This is a genomic window from Roseibium sp. (assembly GCF_965276855.1).
Classification (GTDB): Bacteria; Pseudomonadota; Alphaproteobacteria; order Rhizobiales; family Stappiaceae; genus Roseibium.
Genome location: NZ_OZ255700.1, coordinates 3,768,630 through 3,786,324 on the forward strand (window position 1 = coordinate 3,768,630; position 17,695 = coordinate 3,786,324).

Annotated in this window: 17 protein-coding genes; 11 read left to right on the top strand and 6 right to left on the bottom strand. The window is 56.8% G+C overall.

The genetic code is table 11. The features are described 5' to 3' along the window. Positions 1 to 74: 74 nt before the first annotated feature. From ACQY4Z_RS17370 to ACQY4Z_RS17410, 9 genes are all read left to right on the top strand, one after another. Positions 75 to 1,025: a proton-conducting transporter membrane subunit gene (locus tag ACQY4Z_RS17370; protein ID WP_428523324.1), complete on the top strand. Its 951-nt coding sequence runs from the start codon at positions 75 to 77 to the stop codon at positions 1,023 to 1,025. Continuing rightward, positions 1,022 to 2,995, top strand: coding sequence for a hydrogen gas-evolving membrane-bound hydrogenase subunit E (gene mbhE / locus ACQY4Z_RS17375; RefSeq protein ID WP_428523326.1), 1,974 nt, complete (start codon positions 1,022 to 1,024; stop codon positions 2,993 to 2,995). The genes ACQY4Z_RS17370 and mbhE overlap by 4 nt, the downstream gene beginning before the upstream one ends. Beyond that, entirely contained in the window at positions 2,992 to 3,381 is a 390-nt protein-coding gene (locus ACQY4Z_RS17380; protein ID WP_209172494.1) for an NADH-quinone oxidoreductase subunit K, read from the top strand. Before mbhE ends, ACQY4Z_RS17380 begins: the two co-directional genes overlap by 4 nt. Before the next feature lie 5 nt (positions 3,382 to 3,386). Further along, complete coding sequence (locus ACQY4Z_RS17385; RefSeq protein WP_428523329.1) at positions 3,387 to 4,928, top strand: Na+/H+ antiporter subunit D; 1,542 nt, start codon at positions 3,387 to 3,389, stop codon at positions 4,926 to 4,928. Continuing rightward, entirely contained in the window at positions 4,925 to 5,305 is a 381-nt protein-coding gene (locus ACQY4Z_RS17390) for a Na+/H+ antiporter subunit E (RefSeq protein WP_428523331.1), read from the top strand. Before ACQY4Z_RS17385 ends, ACQY4Z_RS17390 begins: the two co-directional genes overlap by 4 nt. Next, positions 5,302 to 5,658 (top strand): monovalent cation/H+ antiporter complex subunit F, encoded by a 357-nt coding sequence (locus ACQY4Z_RS17395; RefSeq protein ID WP_409688896.1) that lies wholly within the window; start codon positions 5,302 to 5,304, stop codon positions 5,656 to 5,658. Before ACQY4Z_RS17390 ends, ACQY4Z_RS17395 begins: the two co-directional genes overlap by 4 nt. Then, complete coding sequence (mnhG, locus tag ACQY4Z_RS17400) at positions 5,658 to 6,929, top strand: monovalent cation/H(+) antiporter subunit G (RefSeq protein ID WP_428523333.1); 1,272 nt, start codon at positions 5,658 to 5,660, stop codon at positions 6,927 to 6,929. The genes ACQY4Z_RS17395 and mnhG overlap by 1 nt, the downstream gene beginning before the upstream one ends. 95 nt (positions 6,930 to 7,024) lie before the next feature. Next, a complete protein-coding gene (locus ACQY4Z_RS17405; protein WP_428523335.1) occupies positions 7,025 to 8,548 on the top strand; it encodes an ATP-binding protein in 1,524 nt (507 codons plus the stop codon). After that, on the top strand, positions 8,541 to 9,917 hold the full coding sequence (locus ACQY4Z_RS17410) for a sigma-54-dependent transcriptional regulator (protein ID WP_428523337.1): 1,377 nt from the start codon (positions 8,541 to 8,543) through the stop codon (positions 9,915 to 9,917). The genes ACQY4Z_RS17405 and ACQY4Z_RS17410 overlap by 8 nt, the downstream gene beginning before the upstream one ends. 266 nt (positions 9,918 to 10,183) lie before the next feature. Here the strand turns inward: ACQY4Z_RS17410 and ACQY4Z_RS17415 are convergent, their stop codons facing one another. The 6 genes from ACQY4Z_RS17415 to ACQY4Z_RS17440 all read right to left on the bottom strand — a co-directional run bounded on the left by ACQY4Z_RS17415 (position 10,184) and on the right by ACQY4Z_RS17440 (position 16,070). Then, on the bottom strand, positions 10,184 to 10,558 hold the full coding sequence (locus ACQY4Z_RS17415) for a hypothetical protein (protein WP_428523339.1): 375 nt from the start codon (positions 10,556 to 10,558) through the stop codon (positions 10,184 to 10,186). A 218-nt stretch (positions 10,559 to 10,776) separates the two neighbouring features. After that, positions 10,777 to 11,601, bottom strand: a complete 825-nt coding sequence (locus ACQY4Z_RS17420) for a phosphodiesterase (protein ID WP_428523341.1) — start codon at positions 11,599 to 11,601, stop codon at positions 10,777 to 10,779. Between the two features lie 74 nt (positions 11,602 to 11,675). Further along, positions 11,676 to 12,935, bottom strand: coding sequence for an extracellular solute-binding protein (locus ACQY4Z_RS17425; protein WP_428523343.1), 1,260 nt, complete (start codon positions 12,933 to 12,935; stop codon positions 11,676 to 11,678). Positions 12,936 to 13,063: 128 nt separating this feature from the next. After that, positions 13,064 to 13,999, bottom strand: coding sequence for a carbohydrate ABC transporter permease (locus ACQY4Z_RS17430; RefSeq protein WP_428523345.1), 936 nt, complete (start codon positions 13,997 to 13,999; stop codon positions 13,064 to 13,066). After that, entirely contained in the window at positions 13,996 to 14,916 is a 921-nt protein-coding gene (locus tag ACQY4Z_RS17435) for a carbohydrate ABC transporter permease (RefSeq protein WP_428523347.1), read from the bottom strand. Before ACQY4Z_RS17435 ends, ACQY4Z_RS17430 begins: the two co-directional genes overlap by 4 nt. Beyond that, on the bottom strand, positions 14,916 to 16,070 hold the full coding sequence (locus tag ACQY4Z_RS17440; RefSeq protein WP_428523349.1) for an ABC transporter ATP-binding protein: 1,155 nt from the start codon (positions 16,068 to 16,070) through the stop codon (positions 14,916 to 14,918). Before ACQY4Z_RS17440 ends, ACQY4Z_RS17435 begins: the two co-directional genes overlap by 1 nt. Before the next feature lie 115 nt (positions 16,071 to 16,185). Between ACQY4Z_RS17440 and ACQY4Z_RS17445 the strand changes: the two genes are divergently transcribed. Together ACQY4Z_RS17445 and ACQY4Z_RS17450 are read left to right on the top strand one after the other, a co-directional pair. Beyond that, positions 16,186 to 17,085, top strand: coding sequence for a LysR substrate-binding domain-containing protein (locus ACQY4Z_RS17445; RefSeq protein WP_428523351.1), 900 nt, complete (start codon positions 16,186 to 16,188; stop codon positions 17,083 to 17,085). 89 nt (positions 17,086 to 17,174) lie between these two features. Continuing rightward, a complete protein-coding gene (locus ACQY4Z_RS17450; protein WP_428523353.1) occupies positions 17,175 to 17,606 on the top strand; it encodes a hypothetical protein in 432 nt (143 codons plus the stop codon). Positions 17,607 to 17,695: the final 89 nt, after the last annotated feature.

Here is a 17,695-nt window from a genome sequence, read left to right on the forward strand (position 1 = left end):
ATTGAATTTTCAAAATAAGACTGAATGGCACTGCAATTGCAGACGTCGGAGAGACGATCAATTGAGGTGCCAACATGTTTTCAAACACGCTTGATAGCTCTGCTATCGCCAGCTGGATGCCCGGAGAGGCCATTCCAAGCTTGCTGGTGATCGCTTTTCTAGGTGCTGCGCTCAGCTTCCTGGTTCTGCCGCGGCTCGGCAAGTCTGCCGGCCCCGTCGCCGCACTGTTGCCAGCAGGCCTGTTTGTGGCCTTCATGACCTACGTGCCTGTCATGGCGTATGGCGAGGGCGTTCCGACAATCCTCCAAACGGTGCAATGGGTTCCATCGCTTGGCATCAACTTCGATGTGCGGCTGGACGGGTTTTCCCTGTTGTTCGCCTTGATGATCACAGGCATCGGATCCCTGGTGGTTCTCTATGCGGGGTCCTATTTTGCGGAAAAACCCGCGGACGACAGGGGGCGCTTCCTCAGCTACATCCTGATGTTCATGGCCGCGATGCTCGGTACCGTTCTGTCCGACAATGTGATCGTGATGTTCGTCTTCTGGGAAATGACGAGCCTCTTGTCCTTCCTGCTCATCGGCTTCAATTCCACCTCGATTGAAGCGCGCAAGGCAGCACTGCAGTCACTGGTGATCACCGCCGGTGGCGGTTTGGCGCTGTTCGGCGGTCTGCTCATCATGGGTATGGAAGCCGGCACCTTCTCGCTGCTTGAAATCACAAGCAATCCAGGTCTGGTGACCAACAGCACATGGTTCGGTGTGATTGCCGCCCTGGTCCTGATCGGTGCCTTCACCAAGTCCGCGCAGTTCCCGTTCCATTTCTGGCTGCCGAATGCAATGCAGGCGCCGACACCGGCCTCCGCTTATCTCCATTCTGCAACAATGGTGAAGCTGGGCATCTTCTTGCTGGCCCGGTTCGACCCGATCTTGAGCGCCTCGCCGACCGTGATCGTAATCATGGTTGCCGTTGGCCTGACCACGATGCTGGTTGCTGCACTGATGGCGCTTCGGCTGATGGTTTGAAAGCCATTCTTGCGTATTCGACAGTGGCCTCCCTCGGCCTCTTGGTAACGCTTATTGGTCTTCAGGGCCCCGGAAGCTCGATCGGGATCGCAGGGTTTATTCTCGCCCACTCGCTCTACAAAGCCGCGCTATTTTTCTGTGCAGGCATTGTCATTCACGCGACCGGAGCGACGCGGGTGCGGGATCTTGGTGCACTCTTCGGCCTGCTGCCACTGACCGCAATCGCGGCAATTCTCGCCAGCTTGTCCATGGCCGGCCTGCCCCCGTTCGTTGGGTTCATCGCCAAGGAATATGTCTTCGAGGCCAAACTTGACTCGTCCTTTGCGGCTGTTGTGACGTTTGTTGCGGTTCTGGTGAACTCAGTCCTGGTCGCAATTGCAGGTATCTTCGCGCTTCGTCCGTTCTTCGGCAAAGCCACGGCCTACACTGAAAAACCGAAACATGGCGAAACGATCGGGATGACAACCGGACCGGTTGTCCTGGCAGCCCTCGGCGTATTCTTCGGCCTGTTCGCAGATATCCCGCAGTACTTCATTGTCGGGCCGGCGGCTGTCGCCCTGCAGGGTGCTCCCTTCTACGTCTCCTTCGAGCTGTGGCATGGCATTACACCGATGCTTGGCCTGTCCGCTCTGGTCGTTCTGATTGGCGGCCTTCTCGTCTGGAAATGGACACCGATCCATGAGGCCATGCTGCGCCTGTCGTTCATCGATCGCTTTTCCTTCGAGAAGGGCTATGACGCGATCTTCGGCGGTCTCCTCAGCCTTGCGCAGAGCACAACGCGCACAATCCAGAATGGTCAGATGCGGACCTATGTCGCTGTGACCATTGCCGTGGTGACGGGTGCTCTGGCCTACGCAGTGCTCGCCGGTGAAACCTTTGCCGGAGCCGCGGGCCTCACACTGCCGCCACTCGCTGCGGATGAAATCCGGCCGTACCTCTTGATCGTTTGTACGCTCATCGCACTTGGGGGTATCGTTGCGGCGATCTCCCGTTCGATGGTCGTCTCACTCGTCGGCGTGGGGCTTTCGGGCTATGGCATTGCATTGGTCTTCTTGAAGAACGGCGCACCTGACCTGGCTCTGACACAGTTCCTTGTCGAGACACTTCTGGTCGTCATTGTCTCTGCGGTCCTGGTCAAGATGCCAGCGATTGCCGATGGCCTTCGCAGCTATTCCAAGTTTGACCTGCGGACAGGGGACGCGCTGTTGTCGACCGTCTTTGCCGGTGCGTTGTTTGTCGTGCTCCTGTCAATTGCGGCCAAGCCGTTCAATCCGACGGTTACCGAATACTACGCCGTCACCAGCCTGTCTGAAGCGTTTGGCCGCAACGTGGTCAACGTGATCCTGGTCGACTTCCGGGCTCTGGATACGCTTGGAGAGATTGCCGTTGTCGCATTCGCGGCCATCGCAGCCTGGGCGGTCCTGACCGGCGGCAATCCACCATCGAAAACCGCAAAGGCGGGCGTTGCTACAAACCGCGCCGTGCCATCTTTGATCTTCGAGACGACGGCACGGATGTTCTTCTTCCTGATGCTCATTGTATCCGTGTGGGTTCTGTTCCGCGGTCACAACGAGCCGGGCGGCGGGTTCATTGGTGGTTTGATAGCCTCAGCAGGGTTTGCAGTGCTTGCACTGGCCTTGGGCGTCGACTTCGCACGCCGGAGACTGCTCCTGCATCCAGTCGCATGGATGGGTATCGGTCTGACCCTGGCCATCTTGTCCGGCGTCCCGGGCGCGATCATCAACGAGTCCTTCCTCACACACCAATGGGTCAACCTGAACCTCGGCGTGACCTCGTTGAAGCTTGGCACCACCTATCTTTTCGACATTGGTGTCTACCTGACAGTGATCGGCGGCGTTCTCGCCTTCCTCATTCGGGTTCAACAACAAAACAGTGGCAGCGATGACGCCACCACTGCTGCTGACGATGTCACGAAATCCAACATCTCAACTCAAGGAGCGTCGGCATGATCTACGTTTATGCGGCCACCATCGCCATCGTTGCAGGAGCTGGGATCTACATGATCCTTGCACAGAACATCGTGCGGATCATTTTGGGCGTCGCCCTGCTCGCCGCCTCAGCCAACCTGCTGATCTTCCTGTCCGGCCGGCTTGGCTCGGTCACCCCGCCGATCATCCGGCAAGATGCGGAAGTGTTGGGCAGTTACGCCGCCAATCCACTGCCGCAAGCGCTGGTACTGACGGCGATCGTGATTGGCTTTGCTCTCACCGCCTATGCCGTCGCGCTCGCCGTGAAAGGCTACAAGTCGCTGGGCACCATGGATACGAGCCAGATGCATGACGCAGAGGATCTCGGATCGCCGTTCGCAGCAAAATCAGCTCCAAAACAAGGCTGAGGTAAATGACAGAAACATCATACAATCTGCTTGTTCTCGCCTTTCCGGTGCTGGTTCCGCTGACACTTGCAGCGATCACAGCAATCCTCTGGCGCAATATTCAGGCCCAGCGCGTTGTCGCGATTGCCGGCCTTGGCGTTATCGTGGTCTGCTCGGCCCTGCTCACGATGGCTGTGCTCCGCTACGACATCCTTGCCGTTGAGTTCGGCTCGTGGGCCGTGCCATTTGGTATCTCCTTCGTGGCAGACCGCTTTGCAGCGGCACTGGTCATGATCACCGGCGTTCTCGCGTTCTGCGTTGGCATCTTCAGCCTTCGGGATATGCGCCAGATCCACATGCGTGCAGGTTTCTACCCGCTCTTCTTCGGCATGGTCGCCGGGGTGAACGGGGCGTTCCTGACCGGAGATCTGTTCAATCTCTATGTCTGGTTCGAGGTGATGCTCATTACGTCCCTCGGCCTGCTGGTGATTGGCCGCACGAAAGCGCAGATCGACGGTGCGATCAAATACGCGCTGCTGAACCTCCTCGGCACGGTCTTGTTCCTGATGGCCATCGGCTTGCTCTATGGGGCTGCCGGCACGTTGGCATTCGCCGACCTTGCGCGGGTCCTGCCAACGCTTGAACCGACACCTGGCCTGGTTGGAGCGGCAATCCTGTTCTTGTGTGCCTTTGGCATCAAGGCAGGCGTGTTTCCGCTGTTTTTCTGGCTTCCGGCCAGCTACCACACAGCACCGTTCACGATTTCCGCGATCTTTGCAGGTCTCCTGACCAAGGTCGGCGTCTACGCGGCTTTCCGCGTGTTCACGCTGCTTTTCACGGTGGAGGAATCCGGGATCCGCGAAATCGTCGCCGTTGTTGCAGCGCTCACCATGGTGACCGGGGTGTTCGGTGCTGCAGTCCAGTGGAACATCCGCCGGATCCTGTCGTTCCACATCATCTCGCAGATTGGCTACATCCTGATGGGCCTTGCAATCGCCACACCTTTGGCCATCGCAGGTGCGGTGTTCTACATCGTTCACCACATCATCGTGAAAGCCAATTTGTTCCTGCTGGCCGGTGCTATTCGTCAGGCAAGCGGGACGGACGACCTGAAGAAATCTGGCGGCCTCCTGAAAAGCCACCCGTGGCTGGCGGTGCTCTTTCTTATTCCTGCCCTGTCGCTGGCAGGGTTGCCGCCACTGTCGGGTTTCTGGGCCAAGTTCCTCGTCGTTGACGCCTCGTTCAAGGGCGACATGGCGTGGCTGGCAGCCGTTGCCCTGTTTACGGGTCTGTTGACGCTCTACTCCATGACAAAGATCTGGATGGAAGCGTTCTGGAAAGCACCGGGCATTGAGCGTTCTCAAACGCGTCCGGTCCCTGTTCTGATGATCGCTCCAATCGCCGTTCTTGGTGCGATAACGCTCACGATTGGCTTTTACGCCGAACCGTTCGTTCAGTTCGCGGAGAAAGCCTCCATCACACTCACGCAACCGGATGTCTACATCGCGGCCTTCTTCGGTGAAGAGACCCAGGTTGGTGAAGCTGCTCTTGAAAGGATCGACCAATGATCAGCATTGCAAAGCGTTTGGGCGCCTTCGGCCTTCTGTGCGGCGTCTTTATCATCGAGCTGGTAAAAGCCTCAGTGGACGTGACGGTCGCCGTCTTGTCCAACAAGCAGAAATTGAAGCCGGCCATTGTTGCGGTCCCGCTCGACCTGCGGACAGACATGGGGATCACCACCCTTGCAAACATCGTGAGCCTGACACCAGGAACCACCTCGCTGCACATCTCAGATGATCGCAAGACGCTCTATGTTCATGTCCTTGACCGGGAAAGCGACGAGGATGTGATCCGTTCCATCAAAGACACGTTCGAAACCCGCGTTCGCGCCGTCGAGGGACCGGCTCCCCGCGAAACTGTAGCCAAGAAAGGAGCCGTCGCATGAGCACTGAAAGCATTTTGGGTATTTCTGAGACCCTCAACACGGTTCTGGTACTGTTGATCATCGGCGCTTTCGCGCTCACCGCCTTGCGGCTCATGAAAGGCCCGAGCTATGCGGACCGGTTTGTCGCCATTGATATGCTGACGGGTCTTGCCGTGGCCGCATGCGCCTTGACCGCGCTGACCACCGGCCGGTCCGAATTCCTCGATGTGGCATTTGCGCTGGCCCTGATCGCCTTTGTCGCAACGGCAGCATTTGCAGCTTTCCTGGAACGCAAGGTCGCAGTCACCGATGGCCGCTTCCGGGACAATGGCAAACAAAAAGCCAACAAAGCCGCGCAGCAGGAGGCATCGTGATGGTTGATCTTATTGCCCTTTTGGTGAAATTTGTTGGCGTTGGCTTCTTGCTGATCGCAACGATCGGATTGCTGCGCTTTGAGGATCCTTTCCAGCGGATGCACGCCGCAACGAAAGCAGGCACGTTGGGTGCTGGTCTGGTCCTGATCGGGACCATGCTCAGCAAATCCAGCTTGGATTCAACGATGATGGGCGGCATGACCCTGTTGTTCCTGATCCTGACAATTCCCGTCGCAAGTCATTTGCTGGCACGGGCGGCGTACCTGTCCGGCGCTGAGCTGGCCGGGATCGGAGATGCGGACAATGCCTTGCGTGACGTTTTGAAACGGCCAGAGCAGCCGATTGAAAAGCAGGCTGAACGCTTGGATCTGCAAGGAATGGCGGCTGAGGCAGACATTGAAAAAGAAGTGCCGGTGTCAGCGGATCCTGTGCTCTGCGATGCTGAAAGATCGGGTTTCGTATCCCTCAAGGATGTTGTTGCGCCTGAGCGCGTCCGTTTTGCGGCAGTTGGCGATGCCGCGCCGAAACTCGCGCGCCGCGCAGCAGAATTTGCAGCACGCACAGACCTCCCGCTCATCGCTGTTGTCGCTGTGGACACTGGATATGTGGATGCAACAGACAACAGCACCGAGACGATGCGGTTGATCCGCGACAAGGTCGGTCATTGGCTGCCTGATCTGCGCTCGCTCTCAGACGATCTCGGCGTTTCAGTAGAGCTCGTCTACGAGGAAGGTGATGCGGCTGCATCAATGGCCGGTGTCGGCGACGTGCGTGAGTTTCTGGTTCTGCCGACGGACGGATGGGCAGACCACGGTGTCGGCGTTGCAACGCCGCATGCCACCAAGCAACCCGACGGATTGCTGCGTGTTGCCAGCATGCACCCCGGGCCGACGCTTTACGCGGTCGATGTCCCCCGAGCCGGTCCCGTCACTGTGTTGTTCGATGGATCTTATGATGTCTGGCGCGCCCTTGACCTGGCGCTGGTTGAGCGGCTGTGGACGGCCACAGAACTCCGGGTGTTTGGGTACGTTGATGCCGCCAGCCGGGCGGAAATTGAGCAACGTGCTGCTGATGCCAACACACTGGTTGTCTTCGCAGACCCGGAACTGACCGCACCGGATGATGCCTTGTTGCCGGAACAAATGGTCTCTGATGCTGTCGCGGTGATCCTTCCGGACCTTCCAAGACCTTTGCGGACCCGTTGGTACGGAACCTTCTGGCAGGACAAGATCTCGCCAAATTGGCGGGGAGACGTTCTGGTTTGGACCTAGCCCAAGGCGGTCCTTGGCATTAGGATGCTCAACGTTCTTGAAAAACATCAAGGGGATGGCGGCAGCGCCATCCCTGTTCTTTAGCTGGACCCCATATGCCATCTGACGCACCTTCGGAAAACCAAAAGAAAACCGGCCTAGCCGGACCGGGTGCAAAAAAACTGAGATCCTGGCCGTTGGTTTGGCGGCTGCCGGTGGCCATGGCGTCGGTGGTTATGCTGTTTGCGGTTGTTCTGACCATTTTTGGTTTGCAAGAGCTGGAACGCAGGGAAGCCGAGCTCCGCGTCGAAGTTGGCGGGTCATTTCTCGACACCTTGGCCGGGCTGATCACACCAGCGTTTGTCACCGGTGGTCCGCTATCGGAAATTGAAGGCTTGCTGGCGGCCTCTGCCCGGTTCAAACCCTCTTTGCGCAACGAAGCTGTTGCCGTTTGTTGTCTGGTGGACGGCTCAATTTTGATAACATCCTCTTACCCGGATGATACCGCAAATGGTGCCAAACCGCGAACAACTGAGCTGGCTCTTGAAGACTGGCTCAACGCCAATCGCAGTCTGGCGCCAAACGAAGCCGCAATCCAAATTGTCGATGAGACAAACAAACAACTGATTGTGCAGTCTTTTCCCGTGCGCGATGGCTCAACGATCCAGCTTGGCGCGGCCTTTGATCTCGAATGGCAACGCGCCGAGCAAGAAGAACGGCGCCGTGTCGCTCTTGCCGTGGATGTCGCGTTTTCTGTCCTCGCGGCGATCCTGACGTTTTTTATCGCGCAATACAGCCTGCGCCCCATTGATGATCTCACCAAGGCTCTCGACGACGATTCTTACGATGCAAATACTGAGATTGATCCAGTGTCCGCGAACACGGAAATCGGCCGTCTGCAAAATGCACTGAGAACCCGGGCCGAGCTTCAAGCACGAGCTGACGCGATCGCAAAAACTGAAAACAAACATGCGCGGGAGGCAACGCTGGCCCGCCTTGCAGCAGGGCTCGCGCATGAGGTGCGCAATCCGCTTGCCGGGATGAGCGCGGCCACATCGACACTGCGCCGGTTCGGAGATGACAAAGCTGTACGGGAACAGACGATTGACCTGATTGACCGGGGCCTACAAAGCATTGATCATGTGGCGGCCAGCATGTTGTCGACCTACCGGCCACCGGAAGGCAACAGAGATCTCAAGCCCGACGATCTCAATGACTTGCGGACCTTGATCAACCCGAAAGTGCGCGCCAAACAGGTGGACTTGAGTTTTAAATCGGAGCTCGCGGAAACCTACCCGGCCAGCGCGGAAGCCGTGCGCCAGATCGTGCTCAACTTGCTCTTGAATGCCATAGACGCCACTCCGGTTGGCAGTTCCGTTGCCTTTGAGTCCAAGCTGATCGAAGAGCAACTCACCATCAAGGTCTCCGACAGCGGCCCCGGTCTACCTGGAGAAGCCCTGAATGTCCTAACCGGCGGAACCACTCCGGAGAAGCCACAAACGCGGCGCCTTGGACTTTGGCTGGTTCACCAACTGATTGATGATGTGAATGGCCGGCTGGCGATTTCAACACGCCCGCAAAGCGGCACGGTAATCACCATCACCATTCCAAAACGCACCGACGAGGCGGAAAATGTCTGAGCTGATTTTGTTGGTGGAAGACGATCCGGTCCTTGGACCCTCCTTGCAACAACGGCTTGTGCTGGAAGGGTTTTCTGTCGTTCATGCCACCACATTGGCAGCCGCCCGCGAGTTTCTTGGCAAACGGGTTCCGAGCTTTGTTTTGTCGGACATTCGGTTGCCGGACGGGTCCGGTGCTGATTTGCTGCGGGAGGTGCTCAGCCAGCACGGTGCGGTACCGATTGTCTACATGACGGCCTATGGCTCTGTCGATCAGGCCGTGGAACTCGTGCGCGATGGCGCCAGGGATTACCTAGCGAAACCCTTCAACCTGGATGAGCTTGTCAGCCGCATTCAGGAGCTTCTGCTTCGCCCGCTTGCGCCGCAACTGGATGACCCGTTTTCAACCTTTGGACTTTCGGCCTCCATGCGCGGCGTGCGGTCCATGCTGGACCGCCTGGCGGGGATTGATTTGCCCGTTTTGCTGATTGGAGAAACCGGCACCGGCAAAGAAATTGCAGCACGGTATCTGCACGCCAAGAACGCGGCACAATCGCGCCCCTTCGAGGCCGTGAACTGCGGGCAACTCTCGCCGGAGCTGGCAGATTCGACGCTCTTCGGGCACGAGAAAGGCGCCTTCACCAGCGCACATGACAGGCGGATCGGCGTTTTGGAAAGTGTTGGCGAAGGGACGCTGCTTCTTGACGAAATCGGTGATACGGGACCGGAACTTCAATTAAAGCTTCTGCGCGTGTTGCAGGAGCGACAGTTCAGGCGGCTGGGCGCAACACAGGATCTTGCCTTCAAAGGCCGGCTCGTGTGCGCAACGAACCGTGATCTGGAGGAGGCGGTCAGAGACGGCGTGTTCCGCGAGGATCTCCTGTTTCGCATCAACGTTGTGACGATCCGCATTCCGCCTTTGCGCGAGCGTCTGGAAGAAGTGGCGCCGCTCCTCACAGCCTTTGCCGCAAACGCTGCGCAGCGCATGGGAATTGCTCCAAAACCTGCCACGGCTGCTGCAGTATCAGCGGCCGAGCAGCATGATTGGCCCGGGAACGTTCGCGAACTCCGGAACCGCGTTGAACGCGCCGTTGCACTAGCGGGCGGCGCTGAGCTGACGCCATTCGATTTGTTTCCGGAAAACACCGCGCACATCCTCCAGCCTGCAAGCCATGCGTCTAGTGGCCCAACAACTGCTCAGCCACGCAGCTCTCTCGGATTCCCCTCATTGGCCGAAGTCAGGGATCAGGCAGAACGAACCCACATCTTGCGGGCCCTTGATGAAACCGATGGCCGGTTGCAGGACGCTGCCAAGCTTCTGGGTGTCTCACGAACAACCTTGTGGGAACGCATGCGCCGCCACGGCATCGACAGACGTGTGGAAGGCTAGCTTTGAGCTTCGGACCTGCCGGCGTTTGTATTGGGTCAATAAGGTCCGCCTACGTCTGAAAAACCATCGTCGTGAAACAAGACTGGCAAAAATCGGTAACGGGGGCGGGAAGCGTGCCGTTGTAAGCAAGCTTCTTGTCCCAATGAAATGGTGTCTGGCCCTTTTGAGCGACCAACTGTTTGGTCACTATTTGCTTAAAAGCCGCTCTCAGACACCCAATCCTGATGCGCAGGCGCGAAACTCACGGACTTCGGGGGCTGCGCCATCTAGCGGTATCTGGACGGCCTGATCGCCCAGCATGGCGGTGGCAATGGCGTTGAATTCCAATCCATCCAACACATTGCCAAAGCCCCGATCGGTAACGGTGAGCGTTCCTCCACCGGCGTGATGACGTGCCGGTCGGTGGCGATGGTGTTTGAGAGTGGTCCATCAAAGCGCATGGAAAAAACCGGGCCGGGCATCCAGGGGCGGTTCGGTGTGATTGCGATGAAGTACTCCGGGACAGCTGGGTCGAAGACAACCCGAACGGACGCGGTCTCATCCTTGTGAAGCAATTCGCAAACACGGCTGGCGCGGAACTCCCAAGCTAATGCCGTGGAGGTGAAAAGCACGAGAAGTAAGACAGACAGAGCCCGCAACATGAATTTCCCCTTGATGTTTTAAACAGCTCTGGCTGTCGAAGATCTGAAGGGTATCTTGCTATGGAGACTGCCGGGACCGCAAATGCTTTCCTGTCGCACGTTTTGGGCACGTTGGTGACACCATCAATTTACGGCTGTTGGTCCGCAACGCAAAAGAGTGGCCGTTTAACTTCAGCAAGACAAACGGCCGCTGGTACTATTTCTCTTGGTTAGGCGCGCTAACGGACCATGGTTAGGCGATCCCAGTCTGCGTAATCGGGAGACCCTTCTCGGCGAACGGTGCCCTCATATCCATATTCGATCATGTGGATCATGGTGGAAGTTTCCTCTGCGAGGACGACCGCATAACTCTCCGGCAGGTCCGATCCTGCGAGGTTGCCCTTATTGGCAAAGTCCGGCCATCCGGCATGGTTGGTACCGCGCGGTGCACTAAAGGGAACTCCGTGCAGAGAACCGGCCAGAGGCAGATGGCAATGCCCATGGAAAATATGCCGGATCTTGGCCGCATGCCGGGAAACGACTTTGCCAAACCCGTCTGCGTCCTGGAGCATGATCTTGTCCATGGGCGCAATGCCGATCGGGACAGGGTTGTGGTGCATGAACAGGAAAACCGGGGCCGTGGCGTTGGAAAGCTCCCGATCGAGCCAGTCTTGCCGTTTGGAGCAATAAAAACCGGCATGGGTATCCGGTCCCCAGGTGTCCAACAGAATTGCCGTGCCTTCACTCAGTGGAACAACTCTTTGAACAAAGTCGTTTTCGTCCGCGCCTTCCGGAAAAACAGATAAAAAAACGTCCCGCTCGTCGTGATTGCCAATGCATAAATGAATAGGGAGAGGGCATTCGGCGATTTCTGCTTTCAGGCGCAGATAATCGTCTTTGTCGCCCCAGTCAGAGAGGTCGCCGGTGATGAAAATGGCTTCAGCGTCGGGATGATGGGATATGGCATGACGAAGGGCTTTCCGGAAGTTCTCATTCGGATCTCGTCCGGCAATCGTGTCCCCCGGTTTGGTCAAATGAATGTCCGTCAGTTGGAGAAGTTTCATGTCTTCCTCCTTGGATTGTTTTTGTGATGAAAAACGCCGCCCGGTAGACCGGGCGGCGCAAGAAGGAAGGTTGATCAGTTGGACGGCAGAAGATCTGAAACTTCTTCGTCCAGCTGTTCTTGCAGCTCGGCCATGTCGTCGAATTCGCCGGTCACAATGCCTTCGATCCCGTCGTAGATGACCTGAGTAATCGCCAAGCCGTTATCACCCGGGTAAGCCTGCCAGTCGCGCAGCAGTGGCAGCTGGCGGACAGCGGTCTCTTTGTTCGGGTTCTGTTGGTAGAAACCCGCCAAGATGACTTCGTTGGCAGCCTTGTTCGGCGGCATGTAACCTGTTGTCCGGGCAACATCGGCAGCGCCTTCACCGGAGGTGATGAACTTGAGCCATTCCCAGGCAGCGTTCAGCACCTTCGGATCTTCAGAAGAAGATACCAGCATGGCCGCGTTGCCGCCGGCTGGCAGACCTTTCGGGCCAGATGCTTCGATGCCCGGATATTCGTTGGTCTTCAGCTCAAAATCGCCTTTGGCACGCTCAACGGCACCGAGTGCAGATGTCGACCAGAACATCATGCCGATTTCACCAGCGGAAAAGGACGCAAGAGCCGCCTTCCACTCAATGTTCTGCATGTCACAGCCGCGGAAGATGCCTTTCATGGTTTCCAGTGACTTCAGACCTTCGTCGGAAGAAATCTGGAACGCATTGCCTTCCATTGTGGCTTTGTCCTGCGACCACATCAGAGCCTGCAGGAACCAGTTGCCGGTGATGTTCCAGCCCCAGAACATCGGATTTTTGACGCCTGCCTCATGGAGTTTGCCGCAAACCTCAACAACTTCATCCCAGGACTTCGGCAGGTCGGCTGCAGACGTAATCCCGGCTTTCGCCATGACATCCATGTTGTAGTAACCGACGGGCAGGGAGACAGAAAACGGCAGGCCGTAGATGTCATCGTTGAACGTGCCGAGCTTCAGCATGGCATCATGGTAGCCGTCTTTTTCGAACGTCTCTTCCTTGAGGATGAAAGGCTCGAGCGACTTGGCAATGCCCTTTTCGACCAGGATTGCCTGACGGTTCAGACCCTGCATGGTGACGTCCGGGAGCGTGCCGGCAACCGCTTCACGCAAGATGGTGTTGGTGCCGTCTTCGTAAGATTCGTATGTTGCCCGGATCTTCACTTCGATGTTCGGAAACTGTTCGTTGAACTTCGGCAGGATTTTCTCGTAGGTCACATCAAAAAGATGGGAATACGGGTAAGCGAATTCGATCGTTACTTTGTCGTCTGCATGCGCAGCGGAGGCTGCCAGCAGTAGTGCTATTGCGGTGAGGGTCTTTTTCATGGAACTCTCCGTCTGTTGCCGTGGGAGTGGCTGGTCGCCAAACTCGTCCGCTCCCGGTTGATCCCCTCGCGGGATTTCGGTGATGGGGCTGCCCTTGGGCGGCCCCGCATGTTTTTGAGCTCTTTGGTCTATTTCATCCCGCTGAGCGTGATGCCTTCGATGAAACGGCGCTGAGCAATCAGGAAGGCCACGATCAGCGGCGCCACGATGATCGTGGCGGTCGCCATCATCGGGCCGAAGTTGTCGCCGTCCGCGTCGCCCTTGAATTCGCGCAAGCCAAGCGGTGGGGTGAACAGAGATCTGTCGCCGGTGATGACAATCCGTGGCCAGAAGTAATCGTTCCAATGCGCAACGACCGAGAAGATCGCAAAGGCCAAGAGGGCAGGGATCGCGGTTGGCAACATGACGTTCCAGATGATCGAGAACTCGTTCATTCCGTCCATCCTGGCGGCGTCGATCAGATCATCGGGGACGGTCATGAAGAACTGGCGCATCAGGAAAATGCCGAACACGGAAATGGTCCAGGGAATGACCAGCGCGGCATAGGTGTTGGTCAGCCCCACTTTGGCCAGCATGATGTAGAGCGGCAGCGCGATGGCATGGACTGGAATAAGCAGGCAGAACAGAACCAGTCCGAAGACAGCTTCGCGCCCCCAGAATCTGAGTTTCGCCAGCGCATAGGCGCAGGGCAGTGCAACAAGGACCTGAATGAAAAAGATGGACGCCGTAACGATCACGCCGTTGAGGAGGTACCGGATGAGCGGTGCTTTCTCAAAAGCTGTGGTGTAGTTGTAAATGATCGGGGTCACCATGCAGTCGGCGACATCCTTGCCGAGCTTGATGCAGTAGTCGTCGCGGAACGCTTCTTGCGCGCCGAAGAACCCACCGATGTTTTGCATGATTTCAGCCGGACTTTTAAAGCTGTAACTGACCATCACGTAGAAGGGCAGCAGCACGATCAGGCTGCCGAAGATCAGGACCACATGCTTCAGGGTTTCTGTTGCTGAAAACCGGAAGGCCGGCAGGCCAAGCGTGGTGGAAGAGGAAAGAGCTGCGTCGCTCATGTGTAATGGACCCTTCTTTCCACCAGCCAGCGCTGGATGAGTGTCAGAAACATGACGAAAGCCAGGAAGACGACGGTAATGGCGGCGCCTATTCCCATGAGGTTTTGCTGGATCGCTTTTTCGTAGATGGCAAACATCATCACGTAGACCGATTTCGACGGTCCGCCGCCTTGCGGGTAAAACGCCTCGACTGTGTCGAAGACCTGGAATGAGCGGATGAACGAAATGGTGACGACAAAGACCGTGGTCGGGCCAAGCATCGGCCATGTGACAAGCCGGAACCGGTCCCAGGCCGACTTTGCGCCATCCATTTCGGCCGCTTGGTAAAGCTCACGCGGCACAGAGGTCAGACCCGCGAGGTAGAGCACCATATTGAAGCCAAAGCCTTGCCAGACCCCAATGAAGGCGACTGTCCAGATGGCATAGTCGCGGTCTGTCAGCCAGAGCGGGAAGCCACGCTCACACCCGTGTGCGTACCAACCCCAGACTTCCAGAACAGTTCCGCAACCGCGCTCCAATGTGGAATTGACGATCCCGATGGTCGGGTGAAAGGCGAACTCCCAAACGATGGCCATCGCAATCAGCGCAGCCATCACGGGCAGGAAGTAGATGGTCTTGTAAAGATCACCGAACCGCTTGGTCGAATTGATGAGGAGCGCGGCGCCGAGCCCCAGTCCAACGGAAAGCGGAACAACCACAAAGACATAGCGGAAGGTTGCGCCAAACATCTTTTCATAGGTGGAACGGGTGAAGATCTTCTCGTAATTTTCAAGTCCAACAAATTCAGCGCCGGAATTGCCCAGGCTGTAATTCGTAAAGCTCATGATGGATGCGATGCCAATCGGCAGAAGCAAAATGACAAACATCAGGAAAAGGGCAGGGCCGACAAACCAATAGTGCGCCTTGGAGCGGGGCATTACGCCACCTCCGCAACGGTGGTGCCGGCGTTGTTATCAAGGCCGATACGTTTGCCGCCGGCTGCAAAGATCATGGCGGCACCGTGTTGCCGTTTGAAGGCAACGTCCTGACCAATGGACACGGCAACACCATCTACGGGCGCCGCGCGGACCACGAGACGATGCGCGCCATCTTTCATACTTATATGTAGGTAGATATCGGCGCCGAGGTTTTCCTTGTGAACCACTCGGCCTTTCAAAGCCTCCGGATCCGTGTCGTCACAGAGGCTCAAATGTTCCGGGCGCAGTCCGATCGTAATTTTGTCTGAGGAGGTTGCTGCGACCCGCGTCAAGACAACATCGCCGCAGCGGGCGTGGCCATTGCTGTCCAGGTGCCCGGGCAAGAGGTTGATCTTCGGCGCTCCAACAAACTCTGCAACCCGGATGTCCTTCGGATTGTTGTAAATCTCGTCTGGCGTGCCGAGCTGCAGGATGTTGCCATCCATCATAACTGCCATCCGATCTGACATCGTCAGAGCTTCGGCCTGGTCATGCGTGACGTAAACGAAGGTCGTTGCAAGGGATCGATGAAGTTCGGCCAGTTCTGAGCGCATGTGAATGCGCAGCGCCGCGTCCAGATTGGATAGAGGTTCGTCCATTAGGAAGCCGGCCGGTTTGCGAACCATCGCCCGGCCCAGAGCTGCACGTTGTCTTTGACCGCCTGAGAGTTGGCCGGGTTTGCGATCGAGAAGATGATCGATCTGTAAAATTTTCGCCGTCTCGGCCACCTGCGCCCAAAGCGTCTTGTACTTGGACTTTGCGAGCAGCGGGCCGGCGAAAGGAAGCCGTTCGGCAAACGATAAGTCCCGGAGCCGCAAGGGCGTCATCATGTTCTGGCCGACGGTCAAATGCGGATAGAGTGCATAGGACTGGAAGACCATCGCTAGGTTCCTGTCAGCGGGACGTACCTGGTTGACTTTCCGGCCGTCGATCAGAACGTCACCAGAACTTGGTGCTTCCAGTCCGGCCAAAATCCGGAGCAAGGTCGACTTCCCGCATCCAGATGGTCCGACAAGCGTCAGGAACTCTCCCGGTGCGATGTCGAGATTGATCCCTTCAAGAACCGACGTGTCGCCGAAACTCTTTTCGATCGCTTTTAAGGAAATGGCCGCCATATGATCGCCCCTCTAGTTGCGATCACCGTAGCGAGCGTGATTGAACCATCTGTGACGTAATATTAGCGTTGCTAATGGGCGCTATCGTGTTTCATGCAGACAACATGGAACTGTCATGAACGCTTCGCCCAGTCCCTACCAAATCAAGGCTTTTACCTATGTTGCGCGGGAACGCAGTTTCTCCCGCGCTGCGCGCGCGCTCAATGTGACGCAGTCGTCTATAACCCAGCATGTGGCCAAACTGGAAAACCTGATGGGGACCCAGCTGTTTATTCGGCGCCGCGACGGTCTGGAGCTGACGCGTGCGGGCATAGAGCTGTTTTCAATCACCGACCGATTGGCGACGCTGGACCAACTGGTGACGGAAAAAGTGAACGACTACAGCGCTCTAACGGACGGCAGTATTCGATTGATCGCCAACGCACCACGGCCTGCGATGCCCATTATTGCCCGGTATGCAGAGCTCTATCCCAAGGTTCAGATCGATTTCACGCTCTATGACTGGACCACGGCCATGACGCTGTTGAACGAGCGTCAGGTGGATATGGCGATTGTCACCGAACCTCAGGAAAACCCGGCACTTGTGACCCATGAGCTTAGGCGATCCAAATACATGGTACACATGCGGGCTGATCACCGGCTGGCGAAAAAGCAGGTTCTTTCGCTTGTTGACCTTCAAACGGAAACACTTGTCTTGCCCGAGGACGGATCGCTGACACAGCGAATTGCCAATCGAAAGATCAAAAAGCACGGTCTGACGTTCCAGCGCATCCTGAAAACCACGACTTTTCCCATGGTCAAGGAAGCTTTGCTGCATGGTCTTGGCGTCGGACTCCTTCTGGAAAACAGCCTCTATCCATCAGACAATCTGGTCGCCATACCAGTGCAGGAAATGCCGGAAGAATACCGGGATTGTGTCGTTATCCCCCGGGACAAAAAAGACCTGCGGCTCATCCAGAGTTTTTTGGGTGTCTGTGTCGACGGGACGGACTTGCCGACAAAGGCACTTGCTTAAGATCCAATGCGGACCAGAGTGGAGCGCGGGGGCAGGCCCTTTGAAAGAGTTTCTTGCAGGTAGTTTTATTTCTTGGTTGATTGTTCCTCGTGCCGACCTTGATCGCCAAGCGCCTCGGGCTTGGCATATTGGCCCTGTTTGACCGGTCCGTAAATCTGGTCACGCTGAGTTTAATCTCGTTCCCAGAGTTCCTTGTCGCCTACATTCTGATTGTGCTTTTGGCAGAAACATGCATGTTTCCGTCGATGGTAAATCTGAAGCTTGGAATTTACCTTGGTGAGAAATTGTACCGGACCTTTCTTCCAGCTCTGAAACTGACGCTGGTGGTGATCACTCACATGAGGCAAATGACCAGGGTCGCCATTATCAATGGAGTGAACTGGATCTGGCTTACATGTTCATCACCAATGACTTGGCAGCGCCAAAAGCAATTGCCGTTGACGGCCACACGGAAAACCCGGATCCGAAGATCCCATGATGCAACATGCGGCACAATTTCGGTCTTTATTGCTGGCTTTTGATTGATGCCATGGGTCGGCAGTCAGTTCGCCAGGCGGTAGAAGGGGGCTTCCATAGGACCAAGTCGAGCGGTTCACGGGCGATTTATCAG

What these genes read in the sequence shown, in the direction of transcription:
- ACQY4Z_RS17370 (WP_428523324.1), top strand. Translation starts at nt 75, where the DNA reads ATGTTTTCAAACACGCTTGATAGCTCTGCTATCGCCAGCTGGATGCCC.
- ACQY4Z_RS17380 (WP_209172494.1), top strand. Translation starts at nt 2,992, where the DNA reads ATGATCTACGTTTATGCGGCCACCATCGCCATCGTTGCAGGAGCTGGG.
- ACQY4Z_RS17385 (WP_428523329.1), top strand. Translation starts at nt 3,387, where the DNA reads ATGACAGAAACATCATACAATCTGCTTGTTCTCGCCTTTCCGGTGCTG.
- ACQY4Z_RS17390 (WP_428523331.1), top strand. Translation starts at nt 4,925, where the DNA reads ATGATCAGCATTGCAAAGCGTTTGGGCGCCTTCGGCCTTCTGTGCGGC.
- ACQY4Z_RS17395 (WP_409688896.1), top strand. Translation starts at nt 5,302, where the DNA reads ATGAGCACTGAAAGCATTTTGGGTATTTCTGAGACCCTCAACACGGTT.
- mnhG (WP_428523333.1), top strand. Translation starts at nt 5,658, where the DNA reads ATGGTTGATCTTATTGCCCTTTTGGTGAAATTTGTTGGCGTTGGCTTC.
- ACQY4Z_RS17405 (WP_428523335.1), top strand. Translation starts at nt 7,025, where the DNA reads ATGCCATCTGACGCACCTTCGGAAAACCAAAAGAAAACCGGCCTAGCC.
- ACQY4Z_RS17410 (WP_428523337.1), top strand. Translation starts at nt 8,541, where the DNA reads ATGTCTGAGCTGATTTTGTTGGTGGAAGACGATCCGGTCCTTGGACCC.
- ACQY4Z_RS17415 (WP_428523339.1), bottom strand. Translation starts at nt 10,558, where the DNA reads ATGTTGCGGGCTCTGTCTGTCTTACTTCTCGTGCTTTTCACCTCCACG.
- ACQY4Z_RS17420 (WP_428523341.1), bottom strand. Translation starts at nt 11,601, where the DNA reads ATGAAACTTCTCCAACTGACGGACATTCATTTGACCAAACCGGGGGAC.
- ACQY4Z_RS17425 (WP_428523343.1), bottom strand. Translation starts at nt 12,935, where the DNA reads ATGAAAAAGACCCTCACCGCAATAGCACTACTGCTGGCAGCCTCCGCT.
- ACQY4Z_RS17430 (WP_428523345.1), bottom strand. Translation starts at nt 13,999, where the DNA reads ATGAGCGACGCAGCTCTTTCCTCTTCCACCACGCTTGGCCTGCCGGCC.
- ACQY4Z_RS17435 (WP_428523347.1), bottom strand. Translation starts at nt 14,916, where the DNA reads ATGCCCCGCTCCAAGGCGCACTATTGGTTTGTCGGCCCTGCCCTTTTC.
- ACQY4Z_RS17440 (WP_428523349.1), bottom strand. Translation starts at nt 16,070, where the DNA reads ATGGCGGCCATTTCCTTAAAAGCGATCGAAAAGAGTTTCGGCGACACG.
- ACQY4Z_RS17445 (WP_428523351.1), top strand. Translation starts at nt 16,186, where the DNA reads ATGAACGCTTCGCCCAGTCCCTACCAAATCAAGGCTTTTACCTATGTT.